This window comes from Pseudomonas sp. NPDC089547 (genome assembly GCF_050280665.1).
Lineage (GTDB): Bacteria > Pseudomonadota > Gammaproteobacteria > Pseudomonadales > Pseudomonadaceae > Aquipseudomonas.
In genome coordinates, this window is sequence record NZ_JBNNVS010000006.1 from 25,842 (window position 1) to 44,407 (window position 18,566).

The 18,566-nt window shown below is 63.5% G+C and carries 16 protein-coding genes; 3 read left to right on the plus strand and 13 right to left on the minus strand.

The window, feature by feature from the left end; translation table 11 throughout:
- Positions 1 to 5: 5 nt before the first annotated feature.
- From ACQKPZ_RS05980 to ACQKPZ_RS05990, 3 genes are all read left to right on the plus strand, one after another.
- Positions 6 to 1,025 (plus strand): proline racemase family protein, encoded by a 1,020-nt coding sequence (locus ACQKPZ_RS05980; protein WP_427536132.1) that lies wholly within the window; start codon positions 6 to 8, stop codon positions 1,023 to 1,025.
- A gap of 69 nt (positions 1,026 to 1,094) precedes the next feature.
- Positions 1,095 to 2,129 (plus strand): proline racemase family protein, encoded by a 1,035-nt coding sequence (locus ACQKPZ_RS05985; RefSeq protein WP_427536134.1) that lies wholly within the window; start codon positions 1,095 to 1,097, stop codon positions 2,127 to 2,129.
- Between the two features lie 97 nt (positions 2,130 to 2,226).
- Positions 2,227 to 2,931 carry a GntR family transcriptional regulator gene (locus ACQKPZ_RS05990; protein WP_427536136.1) on the plus strand — a complete coding sequence of 235 codons (705 nt, stop codon included), beginning with the start codon at positions 2,227 to 2,229 and terminating at the stop codon, positions 2,929 to 2,931.
- A 714-nt stretch (positions 2,932 to 3,645) separates the two neighbouring features.
- Here ACQKPZ_RS05990 and ACQKPZ_RS05995 read toward each other — a convergent pair.
- The 13 genes from ACQKPZ_RS05995 to ACQKPZ_RS06055 all read right to left on the minus strand — a co-directional run bounded on the left by ACQKPZ_RS05995 (position 3,646) and on the right by ACQKPZ_RS06055 (position 18,532).
- The gene (locus ACQKPZ_RS05995) at positions 3,646 to 6,045 is read right to left on the minus strand and encodes a membrane-bound PQQ-dependent dehydrogenase, glucose/quinate/shikimate family (protein ID WP_427536138.1); all 2,400 of its coding nucleotides are present in this window, start codon (positions 6,043 to 6,045) and stop codon (positions 3,646 to 3,648) included.
- 156 nt (positions 6,046 to 6,201) lie between these two features.
- Positions 6,202 to 7,572, minus strand: coding sequence for an MFS transporter (locus tag ACQKPZ_RS06000; protein WP_427536140.1), 1,371 nt, complete (start codon positions 7,570 to 7,572; stop codon positions 6,202 to 6,204).
- A 31-nt stretch (positions 7,573 to 7,603) separates the two neighbouring features.
- A complete protein-coding gene (locus tag ACQKPZ_RS06005) occupies positions 7,604 to 8,449 on the minus strand; it encodes a sugar phosphate isomerase/epimerase family protein (RefSeq protein ID WP_391131552.1) in 846 nt (281 codons plus the stop codon).
- A gap of 54 nt (positions 8,450 to 8,503) precedes the next feature.
- The gene (locus tag ACQKPZ_RS06010) at positions 8,504 to 9,625 is read right to left on the minus strand and encodes a tyramine oxidase subunit B (protein ID WP_427536142.1); all 1,122 of its coding nucleotides are present in this window, start codon (positions 9,623 to 9,625) and stop codon (positions 8,504 to 8,506) included.
- A 34-nt stretch (positions 9,626 to 9,659) separates the two neighbouring features.
- Complete coding sequence (gene eno, locus ACQKPZ_RS06015) at positions 9,660 to 10,934, minus strand: phosphopyruvate hydratase (RefSeq protein ID WP_427536144.1); 1,275 nt, start codon at positions 10,932 to 10,934, stop codon at positions 9,660 to 9,662.
- Between the two features lies 1 nt (position 10,935).
- Positions 10,936 to 12,342, minus strand: coding sequence for a glycerate kinase type-2 family protein (locus ACQKPZ_RS06020; RefSeq protein WP_427536146.1), 1,407 nt, complete (start codon positions 12,340 to 12,342; stop codon positions 10,936 to 10,938).
- An 80-nt stretch (positions 12,343 to 12,422) separates the two neighbouring features.
- Entirely contained in the window at positions 12,423 to 13,298 is an 876-nt protein-coding gene (locus ACQKPZ_RS06025; protein WP_427536148.1) for a shikimate dehydrogenase family protein, read from the minus strand.
- A 75-nt stretch (positions 13,299 to 13,373) separates the two neighbouring features.
- Entirely contained in the window at positions 13,374 to 14,405 is a 1,032-nt protein-coding gene (locus ACQKPZ_RS06030; protein WP_427536150.1) for a proline racemase family protein, read from the minus strand.
- Between the two features lie 6 nt (positions 14,406 to 14,411).
- Positions 14,412 to 15,758 carry an NAD(P)/FAD-dependent oxidoreductase gene (locus ACQKPZ_RS06035; protein WP_427536152.1) on the minus strand — a complete coding sequence of 449 codons (1,347 nt, stop codon included), beginning with the start codon at positions 15,756 to 15,758 and terminating at the stop codon, positions 14,412 to 14,414.
- 44 nt (positions 15,759 to 15,802) lie between these two features.
- The gene (locus ACQKPZ_RS06040; RefSeq protein WP_427536154.1) at positions 15,803 to 16,468 is read right to left on the minus strand and encodes an amino acid ABC transporter permease; all 666 of its coding nucleotides are present in this window, start codon (positions 16,466 to 16,468) and stop codon (positions 15,803 to 15,805) included.
- 11 nt (positions 16,469 to 16,479) lie between these two features.
- Entirely contained in the window at positions 16,480 to 17,151 is a 672-nt protein-coding gene (locus ACQKPZ_RS06045; RefSeq protein WP_427536156.1) for an amino acid ABC transporter permease, read from the minus strand.
- An 8-nt stretch (positions 17,152 to 17,159) separates the two neighbouring features.
- The gene (locus ACQKPZ_RS06050) at positions 17,160 to 17,990 is read right to left on the minus strand and encodes an amino acid ABC transporter ATP-binding protein (protein ID WP_427536158.1); all 831 of its coding nucleotides are present in this window, start codon (positions 17,988 to 17,990) and stop codon (positions 17,160 to 17,162) included.
- 44 nt (positions 17,991 to 18,034) lie between these two features.
- The gene (locus ACQKPZ_RS06055) at positions 18,035 to 18,532 is read right to left on the minus strand and encodes a RidA family protein (RefSeq protein ID WP_427536160.1); all 498 of its coding nucleotides are present in this window, start codon (positions 18,530 to 18,532) and stop codon (positions 18,035 to 18,037) included.
- Positions 18,533 to 18,566: the final 34 nt, after the last annotated feature.

Below are 18,566 nucleotides of genomic sequence, written 5' to 3' on the forward strand. Positions count from 1 at the left end.
CACCCATGCGTTGGAAACAGACGCTTCAGCTGGCTGAGGTGCACTGCGAAGGCGAAATCGGCAAGGTCATCACCGGGGGCGTCATCGGCGTCCCGGGTGCCACCATGCTCGACAAGATGAACTACATCAACGAAGTCGACGACAGCCTGCGCCGCCTGGTGACGCTGGAGCCGCGCGGCTGCCTGCAGATGTCGGTCAACCTGTTGCTGCCGCCGACCCGGCCCGAGGCTCAAGCCGGCTTCATCGTGCTACAGGCCGACAAGGCCCACCCGATGTCAGGCAGCAACTGCATCTGCGTGGTCACCGCCCTGCTCGAACTGGGCATGGTGCCCATGCAGGAGCCGGAAACCACGGTAGTGCTCGACACGCCAGCAGGCCTGGTCACCGCTCGCGCCCAGTGCGCAGACGGCCGCTGCCTGAACGTGTCGCTGGACATGGTGCCGGCCTTTGTCGAGCACCTGGACCTGGCGATCGAAACCGAAGCCTTCAGCACGATCAGGATCGATGTGGCGTTCGGCGGTGTGTACTACGCGCTGATCGACGTTGAGCAGGTCGGGCTGTCGATTGCACCGGAAAATGCCCGGCAGCTGGCCGATGCTGGCGTAGCGCTGCGGGGGGTGATCAACCGGCAACTGAACATCCAGCACCCGCTGCTTCCGTCCGTGAACGAGGTGGCGTACGTGATGTTCCGCAACCGCCTGGATGATCGCACCTACCAGACGTGCACCACCCTGCCCCCTGGCCGGGTGGACCGCTCCCCCTGCGGTACCGGCAGCTCGGCCAACCTGGCCACACTGGCCGCGCGCGGAAAGGTTCAGGTCGGGGACCACCTGGTCTCGCAGTCGACCATTGGCGGCCAGTTCCAGATCGCCCTGCTCGGCCATACAGAAGTCGGCGGCAAGCCGGCTGTACTGCCACGGGTAACCGGGCGAGCCTGGTTATACGGCCTTCAGCAGTTGGGGGTCGACCCGGATGATCCGCTCGCTGCTGGCTTCATGCTCAGCGACACCTGGGGAGAAGGCTGACCGCATTGCCCCTGCGCCGTGCCCGGGTACCTGGGCACGGCTTTCTGATGCCCTCAACGGAGTAAAACCATGCGTTTCAAGCAAGTGCTGTCTGTAGTGGATTGTCATGCCGAAGGTGAAAGCGGGAAGGTCATAGTCGGGGGTGTGGGCCAGGTGGCAGGCCATACCATGTTCGACAAACGGGTCCATCTGGAAACACACATGGACCATATACGCAAACTGGTACTGTTCGAGCCGCGAGGCGCGGTTTGGCACAATGCCAACATCATTCTGCCCTCCAATCACCCCGAAGCAGACATGGGCTATGTGATCCTCGAGACTACCGAGTATCCCGCCATGTCGGGCTCAAACACCATGTGCGTGGCGACGGTACTGCTCGAAACCGGTATTTTGCCGATGCACGAGCCGGTGACACAGCTTACGCTCGAATCCCCGGCGGGGCTCATTCGCGTCCGCTGCGAATGCAAGGACGGCAAGGTTACCAGTGTGCGCCTGGTCAACCAGCCTGCGTTCTGCTACTACCGCGACCGCGCCATTGAGGTAACAGGGCTGGGTACCGTTCGGGTCGACATCGTCTATGGTGGCATGACCTACGCAATGGTCGAGGCCGCAGACCTGGGTTTCAGCATAACCCCGTCCGAAGCCCGGGAACTGTGCGAAGTGGGGCAACGCATCAAGCAGGCAGCCGTTGAGCAACTGTCTGTAGAGCACCCGCTGAACCCGGCGATTCCGGGCATCACCAATACCGAGTTCATGGGCCCGCTGCGCCGTGAAAGCGGTGTACTCAGTGCCAGAAACTGCGTGGTCGTCTCACCGGGGCGCTGTGACCGCTCCCCTTGCGGCACCGGCTCCTCGGCGCGGCTGGCTTTGCTGCACGCACGCGGGCTGATTGCGCCTGGTGAGTCATTCATCCATGAGTCGATCACCGGTAGCCGGTTCACCTGTAGTATCGAAAGCCTGGGCGAGGTCGGCCCCTACCCTGCGGTGATTCCCGCCATTGCGGGTCAAGCGTGGATTACCGGCTTCTATCAGATGGGCATAGACCCTACCGACCCTTATCCAGCGGGCTTCACACTGTCCGATACCTGGATGGAAAGCACCTGAAACCGCGACTGCCATGACTCATTGGGCGGCCGCCAGGAGTTGCACCATGACAAGGCCCGGCCTGTATGATACAGGCCAAAGCTGATGAGACCTGATGATGAGCAAAGATAATGATAAAGAAGGTGGCGTGCGTCGCCACAGTGGGCGCTACATCTATGAAGAGTTGCGCAAGCAGATCCTGACCCTGAAGCTCAAGCCCGGGGTGCAACTTGACGAAGTATCGCTTGCCGCCCAGTTCGGCCTGTCTCGCTCCCCCGTGCGGGATGCATTGGCACGGCTGATTACTGAAGGCCTGGTGGTCATCCTTCCGAACCGTACCACCTTGGTTACACCGTTCGAGATTGAAGAGTTCCCCAACTACATCTCTGCACTGGACCTGATGCAACGTGCAGTCACGCGCCTGGCAGCCACTCAACATCGCCCGGAAGATCTCGAAAAAATCCGCAAGGCCGACGCCGACTACCTCAAGGCAGTAACCACGGGTGACTTCCAGTCCATGTCGGAGTTGAACAAGGCCTTCCACATGGCCATTGCCCACGCCGGTCGCAACCCTTATTTCATCAACTACTACGAGCGCCTGTTGGGTGAAGGTCAGCGCCTGCTTCACCTGCACTTCGACCATATCGTAAGTACGGCAAGCACCCACAAACTGGGTCGCGACCACGATGAAATCATCAATGCCATCGCAGCACGCGATGCAGATGCCGCAGAAGCCGCTGCCCATGAGCACACCATGCTGTTCCAGCGGCGCTTTTTGGACTACATGCAGCAGAACCTTACCGCGCGCATGTCGGTGGCGTGAGGTACGAGCAGTATCCACCCTGGCAGGCCCTTGGCCGTCCCGGCTGAACATCTGAATACCCCCTCCCGCATTGCTACCATAGAAAAAAAACGGCCCAGCCCGTAGTGCCAGTCAGTCAAGCCATCCGGGGCCGCTTTGCGGCCCATCGCCGGCAAGCCAGCTCCCACAGGGACTGCGCAAAGCTTGAGATCTGCGCAACACCTGTGGGAGCGGACAAGCCCGCGAACACCGGCGCAGCCGGTGCCATGCACCGTGTTGGATTCTTCGCGGGCACGCCCGCTCCCACAGGGTACGCGGTGCGCCGGGCATCAGTTTTCTGCGCCACAGCGCAGCCCAACGGGCTGGGCAATCTCCCACAGCGACTACGCAAAGCTTGAGATCTGCGCGGTACCTGTGGGAGCGGGCGAGCCCGCGAACACCGGCGCAGCCGGTGCCATGCACCGCGTTGGATTCTTCGCGGGCACGCCCGCTCCCACAGGGTACGCGGTGCGCCGGGCATCAGTTTTCTGCGCCACAGCGCAGCCCAATGGGCTGGGCAATCCCCTACAAAGACCGCGCAAAGCTTGAAATCTGCGCGGTACCTGTGGGAGCTGGCTTGCCGGCGATGGGCTGCACAGCAGCCCCAATGTGCCTTATAGGCTTAACTGACTGGCATTCCCCCAGGCCGGTGCAATACCGTGCCTGGGCCGCTTGTACACGTGCTGCCTGGCTTGTTTATGGCAAGGCGTATGCGATCACGCTGTCACCGCGCTTGTCGGAGTGCGGCGAACCACCGGCGAAGATGACAACGTACTGCTTGCCGGTCTTCTGCGAACGGTAGGTGATCGGCCCGCTCTGGCTGCCAACCGGCAACCGCGACTTCCACACTTCTTCACCGGTGCGGCTGTTGTAGGCGCGCAGGTAGAAGTCCTGGGTGCCGGCAAAGAACAGCAGGCCCGACTGGGTGGCCAGCGATGGGCCCAGGGTCGGCATGCCCAGCGGCAATTGCAGGCCAGTAGCGATACCCAGAGGGCCAGTGTCCTGCACCGTACCTACCGGTACCTGCCAGACCAGCTTGTGGGTCTTCAGGTTGACGGCCGACAACGTACCGAAGGGCGGCGCCTGGCACGGAACGCCCAACGGCGACATGAAGCGCTCGCGCCAGGTACCGAACGGCGTACCCTTCTGCACGATGATACCCATGCCTTCACTGCTGCCGGTGCCAGGCGGGATATCCTTGGCCGGAACCATGTTGTAGTGCAGGCCCAGGCGCAGGTCATTGACGAACATCAGGTTGGTGGTTGGGTCAACCGAAACACCGCCCCAGTTCATGCCACCCAGCGAACCCGGGTACTGGATCGCCCAGTCTTCGCCCGGCGGGGTGAACACACCGTCGTAACGGCTCGACTTGAAGATGATGCGGCACATCAGCTGGTCGAACGGGGTTGCGCCCCACATGTCGGACTCTTTGAGGGTTTGGTTACCGATGTTCGGCATACCCACGGAGTGCGGCTGGGTCGGCGAGTAGCGCTCACCCGGCAGGTTGCCCTGCGGCACCGGCAGTTCCTTGATATCGGCCAGTGGCTTGCCGTTGGTGCGGTCCAGCAGGTAGATCATGCCGGTCTTGGAAGTGACCGACAGTGCCTTGGACACCGAACCATCATCGTTGGCGATGTCATACACCAGCGGCTGGCCGGTGACATCGAAGTCCCAGATGTCATGGTGGACAGTCTGGAACGACCACACCGGGCGGCCAGTGGCAACGTTGACCGCTACGATGGACGAGCCGTATCTGTCGTCGGCATCGGTACGGAAACCTGCCCAGAAATCAGGCGTGGCGTTGCCGGTAGGCAGGTAAACCATGCCCAGCTCGGCATCGTAGGACATACCTACCCAGACGTTTGGCGTACCGCGGGTATAGCCCTCAGGCGACAGAGGCTCACGAGTAACTTGCGGGTTACCCGGGTCCCACGCCCAGACCAGCGTACCGGTTACCGCATCGAAAGCCCGCACCACACCCGGTGGCTCGTTGGTTTCAAAGTTGTCGATTACCCGACCACCAACGATCACCAGGTTGCCGGCAACCAGCGGCGAGGACGACTGCTGGTAGTAACCAGGCTTGACTTCGCCCATGCCGACTTTCAGGTCGACGGCACCGTTGTCACCAAAGTTGGCGACAGGCTTGCCCGTGTGCGCGTCAATGGCCACCAGGCGACCATCGCCGGTAGGGAAGATCAGGCGTTGCGGGCTGACGGATACATCCAGTGGGGCATCAGCTTCGGCACCCGGTACACCCGCAGACTTTTTGGCGGTGGTGGCATCGAAGTAAGCCATGCCACGGCAGCGCTGGTAGGTCGAGTTGCCTTTGCCTGCTGCGTAACGCCAGTTTTCCTTGCCGGTATCGATGTCGTAGGAAATGACGGTGCTGTAGGTGGTGCAAACGTACAAACTGTCACCCACCTGCAGAGGCGTGTTCTGATCTTCGGCATCGCCCAGGCCCGGCACCACGGCCTCGCCGGTGTGTGCGGTCCAGGCAACTTTCAGGTCCTTGACGTTCGCCGGGGTGATATCACCCACGCGCGAGAAGCGCGAACCATGGTTGTCACCCGCCCAGGCTTTCCAGTCGCCAGCTTCGCCTTCGGTTTTCTCGACCACAACATCTTGTGCCGCTGCTACAGACTCGGCATCACGAATGATGTTCTTGGGTTGGAAAGCGCTGATGGCTGTCAGCACGATCCCCACCGAAGCCACCGCCCCCAGTGCCGCGCCTGTTACACGGGCTTTGCGAGCACGCGTGAAAAGCGGCACCGATAACGCCACCGCAGCACCCATGATTGCGAAAGCGAATACACGCGACAGAAGCGGCCAGAACTTCAGGCCGACATCCAGCAGCGCCCAGATAACGGTATAGGCAACGGCTACCGCCACCAGCAACACGCCGACGAAACGGCGCCGGATGATCATGGCACCTGCTGCAATCAACAGAACGCCAGCGATCAGGAAGTACCAGCTCCCGCCCAACGATGCCAACCAGGCACCGCCCCCGATGAAGTAGAGGCCCGCCAACAGAATAATCGCCCCGAGGGTGGCTAGCCACGCGCGCCCCAGACGGCTCGGAATCACATCGTCTACCACGTTTACAGTCCTTCCAAGGTTACCAAAGGACAGATTGTCGCATGCATACAGATCAGCATACAAATTTGAATCCTGGTATGCGTGCAGTTATGTCATTTTATTACAGAGCTGGGAGCCTCGTAATAGAGGCCCTGCGGCCACTGCGTGACTCGAAAGCTATCTCTCATCATCCGGCACATTTGACACTGCAGTCGTAGACGGCGCTCTCAGCGCACAGAGGCGCTTGCACTGAATCGCGATGACGGCAATCAAAGAGGGCAGGCACAGAAACAGGAAGATATGCGTGATCGACCAGTTCCAGCCCATCATCAAGGCCCCCGCGCCCGCCCCCAGAATCGCCCCGGTGCGGCCGATGCCGAAAACCCAGCTGACCCCGGTGGCGCGGATCGCAGTGGGGTAGAAGTTGGTCGCCAGGGCAAAGCAGCCGGCATTCGCAGACATCATGAAGTAGCCCAGGCTGAACACCAGCACATACAGCGCCCACGCATGCCCGGCCCAGATCGCGATCAGCAGCGACATCGCCGCACTGCCGGCGAACATCAGGCTGACCACGTTGTTCTGCTCCCAGCGGTCCATCTTCAGGCCGACGCTGAAATCGCCGACCGCCCCGCCCAGTTGCAGCACCGCGCCGATCAACGCGGCCTGGGACAGGGTCATGCCCGCAGACTGCGCGGTGATCGGCAGCCAGTTGCTGAGCAGGTAGAGGTTGAGAAAGCCGGCAAACATCGCCAGCCAGATCATCAGCGACCCCAGGCGATACGGCCCCTTCAACACGCTGCCAAGGCCCTGGCGGGCTTTACCCAGGTCACTGTGCTCGGTGCTGATGGCCTGGGTTCGTGCATCGGCAGTGCCGGGGGCTAGGGCATTGATCGCGGCTACGATCTGCGCCTGGGGCTTGCCCGCCTGGATCATGAAGCGCAGCGACTCCGGCAACAGCGCCAACAAGGCCACGGCCAGCAGCAAAGGCAATACCCCACCGGCCACGAACACCGCCTGCCAGCCATAGTCCTCGATCAGGTACTCGCTGAGCAGCCCCCCCAAAGCCCCGCCCAGGCCGAACCCGCACCAGGTCGAGGTGACCAGGGTCGAGCGGCGCCGCAGCGGCGCGCACTCGGCCAGCAAGGTGGTGATGTTGGGCATGGTCGCGCCCAGCCCCACACCGGTCAGCAGGCGCGCGAGGGTCAGCATGGTCAGGTCCTGGGCGAACGCGCAGGCCAGTGACCAGAACCCGAAGAACGCCACCGAGAGGATGATCACCCAGCGCCGACCGAGGCGGTCGGCCAATGGGCCGGCACACAAAGACCCCAGCGACAACCCGACCAGGCCGCTCATCATCAGCGGCCCGAGCACCTGGCGCTGCAAGCCCCAATCCTGGATCAGCGCCGGCGCGATGAAGCCCATCATCATCGTGTCGAAGCCGTCCAGTACCAGGATCAACAGCCCCAGCACGATGACCCGCCATTGCTGACGACCTATCGGTCGGGCATCCAGAAACGTATGCACATCCACTACATTCGACGCGCTCATCGCAAAGCCCTCGGCAGCGAACGGGAACGGGTTAGCGCAGGCGAGCGCCAACGAAAGGTGCGCAGCGCTCGATGCCGATGCGTACGGTTTCTTCCGGGTCGCGCTTCCACCAGTCCAGCTCCGAGAACAGTTCGAGTTCGAACGGGCCGTCGTAGCCGATGTCGTCGAGCACGCTGCGCAGGCGGGCGAAGTCGATCACCCCATCGCCGACCATGCCGCGGTCCCGCAGGTTGCGGGTTTCGGCGAGCCAGTCACACAGGTGGAAGGTGCTCAGGCGCTGCTTGCCGGTGCGGCGCAGCTCGGCTTCGAAATCCGGGTCCCACCAGCAATGGTAGGTATCGGCCACCATGCTGGTGTCGTCACCCAGCAGGTCGCACAGGTCGTTGGCATCCTTGATGCGGTTGAGCACGCTGCGGCTCCCGGCATACATCGGGTGCAGCGGCTCCAGGCCCAGCTTCACCCCGACCTGACGCGCATGCGGGGTGAGTTCGGCAAGGGCGTCGCGAATGCGGGCGCGGTGCGCGGCGATGTCCTTCTCGCCGTCCGGCATCGCGCCGACCACCATGACCACGCAGGGCGCGCCGATCTGCGCGGCCTGGTCGAGGATCTTGCGGTTGGCCTCGATACCTTTGGCGATTCCGCCTGCCGAGGCCGCGTCGTTGAACCAGGCGCTGGTGCACAGGGACGCCACCCACATGTCGGCATCCTTAAGGTGGCGTGCAGTCTGGGCCACACCGTAGTCGTCCATGAAGTTGCGCCACACGGCGATGCCGCTGACACCCTGGCGGGCATAGCCGTCGATGGCCTGGGGCATCGACCAGGACGGCGTGGTGATCTGGTTGATGGCAAAGCGTGAAAGATCGAGCTGCTGCGTCATGGCAGGCTTCCTTTTGTCGTTCAGATACGGAGCATGGGTGCGTCTATCGCGGTACTAGCCCTGATGCGGCGCGTCCCAGAGGTTGAGCCTGGTGCCGATGCCATTGACGCTGGCGGTTTGCAGCACTTCATAGCCCCAGCTGATATCGAACACCGCCATGCCGCAGGCGATGAAAATCACGCGATCGGAGGCGCTGCTGCGGCCGGGCCTGACGCCATTGACCACGTCGCCCAGGCCGGTGGACTCGGTCAGCGCCGGCAGCTTGCCGGCGTCGATCAGGCGGTACAGCGGGCCGCCGATCACGCCACTGTAGTAAGCGTCCTTGTTGCCGGACGCCACGGCGTCTTCCACGTACGCTTCGTGCAACTGGGTGTGGTCGTAGACGATGCGCGCGCTGGTGAGGAAGCTGTCGTCGGTGAGCACCGGCCCGGACACCAGCACGGTGGCACCGGCCTTGATCCATTCATCCTTGAAGTACAACGGTTTGAGCCGGGAGGCGGCCACGGTGATCACATCGGCGTCACGGAACCCCGTCTCCGTGTCGTCGGTACCCCGGGCGCGGATGCCATGGGTTTCGCTTACCCAGGCAGCGAACTCGTTGGCCTTTTCGAGGAACAGGTCGAAGCACACCACTTCGTCGATGGCAGGCGTCTGGGTGATGATCGCCGAGAAGCATGCCTTGTTGATCGGGCCGCAGCCGACCACCGACAGCTTGCGGCTGCCCGGGTTGGCCAGGTGGCGGGCGCCGACACCGGGCACCGCGCCGGTGCGCGCCGCGCTCAGCAGGTTGGCGGACATCAGCGCCAGCGGCGCGCCGGTATCCTTGTCATTGAGCATCATGGTCAGCACCGAGCGCGGCAGGCCTTTTTCCATGTTGGCGTGGTTCGAGCCGTACCACTTGTTGCCACACACATCGAAGCGCCCGCCCAGGTAGCCCGGCATCGCGGCGAAGCGGCGGTCGGGGCCGGCAACCGGCATGTTGGGGAACGGGCTTTGCTTGGGGAACACAATGTTCAGGCCGTGGCTGTTGTGGTTGGCGCCGCCCATCAGGTAGTCGCCCTTGCCCAGCAGGCTGAAGGTTTCTTCGCACACATCCACGCAACGCGCGGCATCCAGGACACCAGCGGCGATCATGTCGGCTTCGGACAGGTAGGTGAAATCGATCTTCGGATACATGGTGTTTTTCTCGCTACGAATGGGGAAGGAACAGTCAGAAGCGCAACAGCGGCTGGATATCGAACAAGCGGCAGCCTTGGTTGCGCGCACTGGCACGCATCAGGAAATTGAGTTTTTCGATCCGCTCGCCGGAACGCGGGGCGCCGTTCTTCTGAAACGGCACCTGCAGCCCGACCGAAATGTCCATCACCACGTCATCCACCACCCCGCCCGAACGCCCCGAGGGCACTGCGATCATTCCGTGACGGGCAGCGAAGTGGTACGCATCCAGGGCTTCGGTGATGGTGCCGACCTGGTTGGGCTTGAGAATGAACCCGTCGACCGCGTTCAACTCCAGGGCCTTCTGCAGGTACTCCAGGTTGGTGACGGTCAGGTCGTCGCCCAGGATCAGCGTGCGCGGCAGCGCGCGCTTGGCCTGCTGGTAGCCGTCCCAGTCGTTCTCGTCGAGCAGGTCCTCGATGAACACGAAATCGAATTGCTCGGTCAGTTGCCGGGTGTATTCGATCAGCGCCTGCGCGCTGACCCGCTGGCCCTTAAGCAGGTAGGTGGCACTGGCCTTGTCGTAGAACTCGCTGGACGCGCAGTCCAGGGCAAAGGCGATGGCGCCGCGGTGAGGCGTGCGCTCGATGGCCTGCTGCATCAGCCGCAGTACCACTTCAGGGTCGTCCGATGGCGCGGCGTAACCATACGAACTGGCCACCGCCGGCTTGTGCCCCAGGTACTCGGTGAGTACCTCGTTGAGTGCCTGGAACACTTCGACGGCCATTTCGACCGCATGGTCGACGCTGTCGGTCTTGTACGGGACGATCAGGAACTCGTTGAACGCCTGGGTAAAGTCGCTGTACTTGCCGCCGTTGATCACGTTGAAGCACGGTACCGGCACGGTCTGGATCGCGCCGCCGGCGATATGGTTATAAAGCGGGATGCGCTTGGCGTCGGCAGCGGCGCGGAACACCGCAATCGATGTCGAATAGATAGCGTTGCCGCCCAGCACGTGTTTGTCGGCGGTGCCGTCCAGGTTGATCATCACCTGGTCGATGGAGCGCTGGTCATGGATGTCCAGGCCAACGATGGCCGGGGCGATCACCTTGACTACGGCCTCGACCGCCTTGTGCACGCCGAGGCCGCCGTACGACGACAAGTCGCCATCGCGCAGCACGAACGCCTCATGCATGCCGACCGAGCTGCCGGTGGGCGCCGCACCGCGGCCCACGGCCCCGCTTTCGGTGCGGACCTCGACTTCCACGGCCGGGCGGCACTTGCAGTCGATGATCTGCTGGGCGATTACCGAAACGATCTTGTCGGCCATGTCATTGACCCTCCAAGGCAGGCACGTACACGATATTGAGGTCACACAGGTTGGTGCCGGTGTTGCCGGTGAAAATGGCGCAGTTGATGGCCTTGAGCGCCTCGAAGGTGCTGTGCTCACGCAGTGCCTGATAAAGGTTGATGCCTTGGGCCGAGGCTGCCGCGAGGCTCTGCGAGTCGGTGATGCCGCCTGCGACCTGGGTGGTGCCGTCGGTGCCTTCGCTGTCGATCGACAGCAGGCAGGCACCTGGCGCCTTGGCGGCGGCGATGGCGAAGCCCACCGCCATTTCCTGGCCGGGCCCGCCGTGGCCTTTGATCACCGCGTTGTCGAGAATCTGCGTGGTGACCTCGCCGGAGCTGAGCAGCACGCACGGTGGCTTGATCGGGTTACCGTAGGCCTGGATCTCACGGGCCATCGATGCCATGAACGTGCCGGCATCGCGGCTTTCACCTTCAAGGAACGAGGACACGATCAACGCCGGGATGCCCATGGCTTCACAGGCTTGCCTGGCGTAGATGCAGGAGTCCGGCAGGGTGTTGAGCAGGTAGTAGGTGTTGTCCGGGAACGCCTTGGGCGTTTCGCCTTCGGGCCCGACCTTGGCGAGGTAGTCGACGATGCTTTTGGGCATCTTGTCGGCCAGGTTGAAATTGACGATGGTCGCCCGCGCATCGTCCAGTGTGGTGGCGTCCGGGCCGATGGGGGTGCTCTTGTAGGCCTTGTACGGCTCGCCGATATCACCGGTGGCCGGCGTGCCGACCGCGTCGCTGATGCCGATGCCAATCAGCTCGGCGCCGATGTCCTGGATACGCTTGGCCAGCATGCCGCCGTTAAGGGCCGAGATGTGCCGGCGAACGGCATTGATCTCGTAGATGCCCGCACCCGACTTGAGCATCACGTCGGTGGCATCGATCTCATCCTGCAAGCTGATGCCTTCGCGCGGGCACGACATCAGCGCAGAGCTGCCGCCGCTGATGACCGCGATGAACAGGTCATCCTGGTTCGCCTGCTCGACGATGCGGATGATTTCGCGGGAGGCGCGGTAGCCCTCCTCGTTGGGTAGCGGGTGCCCGCCAACATACACCTCGGTGTTGTTGAAGCGGTCGCTGGCTTCGTGAATCTTGACGATGGCGATGCCACGGGTCAGGCGGTCGCCCAGCACATGGTCGACGGCCATGGCCATGTGGTTGCAGGCCTTGCCGGCGCCGAACAGGTACACATTGCGCTTCTTGCTCAGGTCCCAGCTACGGCTGCCGACGTGCAGCACGTCGCCGTCCAGGCGCATGATGCTGCGAATGCGCTCGTAGCCGTCCAGCCGTACCAAGGTCTGGTCGGCAATCTCGAGCACGACCTGACGCGACGTGATGTCGCCCCCTTCCAGCAAATCCCTGAAATTTCGAATCTTCTTCATTTCAATTCCTGCAGTCAGCGTTACGTACATCGGAACGTTCATCGCTCAGAAGCCCCGCCGCCTGGGCGCGGGGCGGCGGTTCACGCAGGCTCGACCAACCCGAGCAACTCGCTGGGGAAGAGCATTTCGCGAATCGCCGAATCATCCGTGCGCAGGTGCTTGGCGACCTGCTCCAGGCCGAAGAAGTCGAAGAACAGCGGCGTCTGCAGAATCAGCATGTCGTAGCCCGGCTGAACCTTCAGGCCCTTGTGCATTGCGGCCTGCAACAGTGGCGTGGGCTGGTTTTTCATGAGGATGTCGCAGACCTGTGTGCCAGGCTGCAGCGAGGCCACCGGCAGCGGCAGTGGGTCATCGCGTTTCAGGCCCAACGGTGAGGCATTGATGACCAGGTCGAAGCCTGCCGGGTCGTTGCTCCGGGCGGCCACCGCCGGCACGTCGAAATGCTCCCGGATGGCGGCGGTCACTTGCAGCGCCTTGGCCTCATCCGGGTCGAACACGGCAATCTCGGCCGAGCCGCCAGCGGCCAGCGAGGTGGCGATGGCCGAACCGGCTCCGCCAGCGCCGATGATCAGCACGCGCTTGCCCGCATAGGGCATCTGGTAGCGTTCGAGCGAACTGACGAAGCCCAGGCCGTCGAACAAGGCGCCTTCCAGGCTGCCATCGGCATTACGCCGAATGGCGTTCACCGCATTGGCGGTGTTGGCGATCTTGCTGCGTTTGTCGACCAGCCCGACGGCGTCGGTCTTGTGCGGGATCGACAGCACCATGCCGGCAGTGGTCCTGGAGCGGAACAGCGCCCGCACCGTATCGACCAGGTCTTGCGGGGCAACCTGCAACGGCACCATGACCGCATCGACGCCGCACAAAGGCAGGACCTTGTTGAAAATTTCCGGCGTGCGGACCTGCTCGATGGGGTCGGCCACCATAAAAAAGACGCGAGTGTTCCCAGTAGTCATTGAAGACTCCTCAAAAAAGCGGAATAAGGGTGTGCCGGCCCCCAGGCAACCCATGCCTGGGGGCGCTGCGGCAGGTCAGGACGCCGGGAAGCCTTCGCCCCAGGTGTCGCTGAGCATGAAGCCACCGGCCAGCGGGTCGTGCGGGTCGACGCCGTGCTGCTCGATGCTGTAGATCCACGCCCGGCCCTGTACCCGCGGCAACACGGCAGGCTTGCCGGCCACTTCGCTGGTGCCCAGCATCTGCACCTTGAACTCGCTGCCGATGATCGAGTGGGAGGTGAGCTGGCTGCCGGTTTCAACCAGCCCGCGCGCGGCCAGGGTGGCCAGGTTGGCCGAGCTGCCGGTACCGCACGGGGAGCGGTCGACGCGCCCTGGCGGCAGCGTGGTGCAAGTCTGGTAGGCGCTGTCGCCGACCCGGTTGCGGAACATCACATAGGCCACCTTGTCGATCTGCGGATACAGCGGGTGCTGCACGCTGAACTGGCGGTTGATCTGCTCGCGCAGGGCCACGCCCAGGTCGGCCAACTGCCGGGCATGCTGCGGCTCGATGCTCAGGCCGGTCTGTGCCACGTCCACCAGCGCGTAGTACACGCCCCCGAAGGCCAGGTCGGCCTTGATCACGCCGTGCTCGGCGGTTTCGACCTGGATGTCCAGTTGCTCGACGAAGGCCGGCACCATGTCCAGCGACACGCTGAGGCAGCGGCCGTCCTTGCAGGTGGCACGCGCCGTCACCAGGCCCGCCGGGGTGTCCAGCACCACGGTGGTTTGCGGTTCCTGCATCGGCACCATGCCCAGCTCCAGCAGGGTGGTGACCACGCAGATCGAGTTGCTGCCCGACATGGGGTGGGCCTTGTCCGACTGCAGCACGATGAAGCCGGCATGGGCGTCCGGGTGGGTCGGGGGCAACAGCAGGTTGACCGACATCTGCAGGCAGCCGCGTGGCTCAAGGGTCACCAGCTTGCGCAGGCTGTCGTCGACTTCGTTGATGTAGTTCATCTTGTCGAGCATGGTCTTGCCCGGAACATCCACCACACCGCCGGTAATCACCTTGCCGATTTCGCCTTCGCAGTGCACACCCACGATCTGAAGCGATTTATTCCAACGCATGATGTTCTACCTCTGAAGGTTTTCGCTGAAGCGTTTGTAGTCCGGGTTGCCCTGGGACGGGTCGCCGCCAAAGCGGTAGGCACTGAACGGCTGGAGGTCGAGCTGCGGTTCGCGGCCCGCGACCAGGTCACCGATCAGGCGGCCGGTGGTCGCCCCCAGGGTCAGGCCCAATTGGCCATGCCCCACAGCCATGAACACGTTCGGCAGGCGCCGGCAGCGGTCGATGATCGGCTTGGTGTCGGGCAGCAACGGGCGATAGCCGACGCCGAACTCGACGTTGTCGGTGTGCATCTGCGGCAGCAGGCGCTTGGCCTTGGCGAGGATGATCTGCGCACGCTTGAAGTTGGGCTGGGTGCTGTTGCCGCCGAACTCGATGGTGCCGCCGATCTGCAGGCCGCGGGTCATCGGGGTGAAGCAGAAGCCGCCGTCGCCATAGATGACCGAGTGGTTGAACGACACCCCGGCATCGCGCACCAGCGCCTGGTAACCGGCCACGGGCTGCAGCGGCACGTTGACCCCCAGTTGCCCGAAGAACGCCCGCGCCCCGGCGCCGGCCGCGAGCACCAGCTGCCCGGCGGGAATGCGCTCGCCGCTTTCCAGGGTTACCCCGGTGGCGCGCCCGCCCGCTTCGTCCAGCCGCGCGACCTTGGCCCGCACGCGGCGGCCGCCCTGGGCCAGGAAACGCTCGGTGAGCGCCACCATGAAGCCCTCGGTATCGCTGACGAACCGCCACTGCGGCAGCAGGATGCCGTGGGCGAACTTGCCCGCCAGCAGCGGCTCCAGGTCGCCAATCTCGGCGCCGTTGAGCACCTGGCTGTCAAAGCCCAGCGAGCGGCGGATTTCATTGTGGCCACGCTCGTGCTCCACCCCGGCCTGGCTGTCGAACACCTGCAGGATCGGGCGCTGTACAACCAGGCCGCGGGCTTCCAGGCCTTCGAGCAAACGGCCGTAGTCGGCCAGCACATGGTGGGTCAGCGAGGCCATGGCCGTGGCGATCTCCTGGATGCGCGCATGCCGCGCGTTGCCCAGAAACCGCAGGAACCACGGCAGCAGTGCTGGCAGCGCCGCCGGGCGCAGGGCCAGCGGGCCGGTCTGGTCGAGCAGCCACCCCGGGATCTTCTTCAGGATGCCCGGTTTGGACAGCGGGATGATCTCGCCCAGCGAAAGCTGCCCGCAGCTCCATTTGGCAGTGCTGTCGCCCGGTGCCGCCGGGTCGATCAGGGTCACCTGGTGGCCATCGCGCTGCAGGTACAGCGCGCAGCAGATCCCCACGATGCCACCGCCCACCACCAGCGTGGCGCCTTTGTGCGGGGCGGCTCGAGCCGCATCTTGCGAAGGTTTGTCAGTGTTCAACTCAAGCACTCCCATGCAACGAAACAGGTCAGTCAACGACACGATCAGTAGGCGTAGCGGCGCAACATGCGCTGCTCGACCAGCCCGACCAGGCGCGTCAACGGGAAAGCGATGGAGAAATAGATCAGCCCGGTAATGGTGAGGAACTCGATGGGCCGCGCCGTGCTGTTGGAGATGTTCTGGCCAACGAACATCAGGTCGGCAACCCCCACCGAGGAGATCAGCGCGCTCTCCTTGAACAGGCTGACCACGTTCGACAGCAGCGGTGGCACAGCGCGCAGCAAGGTCTGCGGGAAGATCACGTACAGCGTCTTGACCGAGCGGTTCAGGCCCAGCGCCACGCAGGCGTCATGCTGCTCGCTGGCGATCGACTTGAGTGCGCCGCGGAACGTCTCGCAGGTGATCGCCGCCATGTACAGGGTCAGCGCAATGGCCACCGAGGCGTAGGCCGGGATTGCCAGGCGGAACACCACCGGCAGGCAGAAGAAGATCCAGAACAGCTGGATGAGCAACGGCGTGCCGCGGAAGAACTCGACGTAGAGCGTCACCGGCCAGGTGACCCAGCGCGACGGCGAGCGTTTCAGCAGGCTCAGGATAAAACCGATCAGGCTCCCCAGCAGCGCGCAGCCGAAGGTGAAGGCCACCGTCAGCGCCAGGCCTTCGAGCAGCACGTTCCAGAACGGCAGTACCGCGGAAAAATTCAGCTCCATGGTCGCCCCCTTCAACGCTGCATCGCAGCGTCCTGACGACGCTCGATCATGTTGGCCAGTTTCGAAATCGGCAGCGACAGGGCGAAGTACACCAGCGCCACCACCGAGTAGGTTTCCAGTGGCCGGTAGGCGTCGGTCGCCAGGCCCTTGGCCACGTACATCAGGTCGGAAATCGCCACGATCGCCACCAGCGCGCTCTGTTGCAGCGAACCGATCCCGTTGGTCAGCAGCACCGGCAACGCCGAGCGCAACGCCTGCGGCAGCACCACGTAGAAGGTCCGGTGGAACGGTTTGAGGCCCAGTGCCGTGCACGCATCCAGGTGCTCGCGGGGCACCGCCTGCACACCGGCGCGGTACGCCTCGGCGTTGAACGCGGTGAGGTTCAGGCCCAGGGCCAGGATGCCCATGAGCATCGGGTCGATGAACACGTCCACCATCATCGGGATGCAGTAGAAGAACCAGATGATCTGCAGCAGCGCCGGGGTGCAGCGGAAGAACTCGATGAACAGTTGCGCCGGCCAGCGCAGGATCGCCCAGCGGCTCATCACCAACAGGCACAGCACAAAGCCCAGCACCAGGCCCATCAGGTTGGCGGCCAACGCCAGCTGGATGGTCACCTTCAAACCTTCGAGCAGCACGCCGACACTGTTCTGCAAGAACGCAAAATCAAATTCGTAATGCATGGCCTGTCTCACTCCAGATGAAGGACTTTCTCCAGGAATTCCCGGGTCCGTGGCTGCTTGGGCGACTTGAACATCTGTGCTGGCGGGCCCTGCTCGACCACCTTGCCGTTGGCGCAGAACACCACGCGCGTGGCGATGTCGCGGGCAAAGTGCATGTCATGGGTGACGATGATCATCGCCATCTTCTGCTCGGCCAGCTGCAGCATCACGTTCTGCACCTCGATGACCATTTCCGGGTCCAGCGCCGAAGTCACCTCATCGAACAGCATCAGCTTGGGCTCGAGCATCAATGCGCGGGCAATGGCCACGCGCTGCTTCTGGCCACCGGACAACTGGCTGGGGTAGGCGTGCAGCTTGCTTTCCAGCCCCAGGCGCGCCAGGTACTTGCGGGCGCGCTCGGTGGCTTCGGCCTTGGTCAGCCCGGCAATCTTCACCGGCGCCAGGATCAGGTTGCTGAGCACCGACAGGTGCGGGAACAGCGTGTAGTGCTGGAACACCATGCCGATCTGCTTCTGCAGGCGGGCGTCGATGCGCGGGCGGTCCTTGCCGGCACCGTTGATGTACGGCTGGCCCTGGAAGCTGATCTGGCCGCGCTGGATGTCATCCAGGCCCATCATCACCCGCAGCAGCGTGCTTTTGCCGCTGCCGCTCGGGCCGATGATCACCAGGCGGTCGTCGGCGCGCATGTCCAGGTTCAGGCCATCCATGACCACCAGGCTTTCGCCGTACGATTTGTACACTTCACGGAACTGGACGAAGTCGCCAGTGGCCGTCAACGGGGTAACACCCTGGGCGGTAAGAGGTGAGGTAGCCACAGCTTTGATTTCCGTAGAGAACATGGGATTTTCCTCGCAGCGCAACGCGCCTGATGGACCCGACCGCTTCAGCGCGCCTGCGTCAGCGATGACTCGATGCTGGCCAGTTCGAAAATGGCCTCGACTTCCACGGCGACATTGCGCGGCAGCGAGCTGCAGCCGACCGCTGCACGCGCATGCCGGCCGGTCTCGCCGAGCACGCTGATGATCAGGTCGGAAGCGCCGTTGAGCACCTTGGGGTGATCGGCGAAACCGGGTACTGCGTTGACGAAGCCGCCGAGGCGCACACAACCGGCCACCTTGGAAAAATCGCCAGCGACGAAGCGGTCCACCTGCACCAGGATGTTCAATGCACACAGTTGCGCAGCCGCCTGGCCCTGCTCCAGCGAGAGATCGCTCCCCAGTTGCCCGACATAGCGGTCGACGCCACCGGCAACGGGCACCTGCCCGGACACATACAGCAGGTTGCCGACCTGACGAGTCGCAGCAAAATTGGCGCCTGGCTTGGGTGCATCGGGGTATTCATGCCCCAGCGCTGCCAGTCGTTGCTTCAATGTTTGAGCCATTTGCCCACCCTTGCTTGTTGTTCTTGTTTGCGTT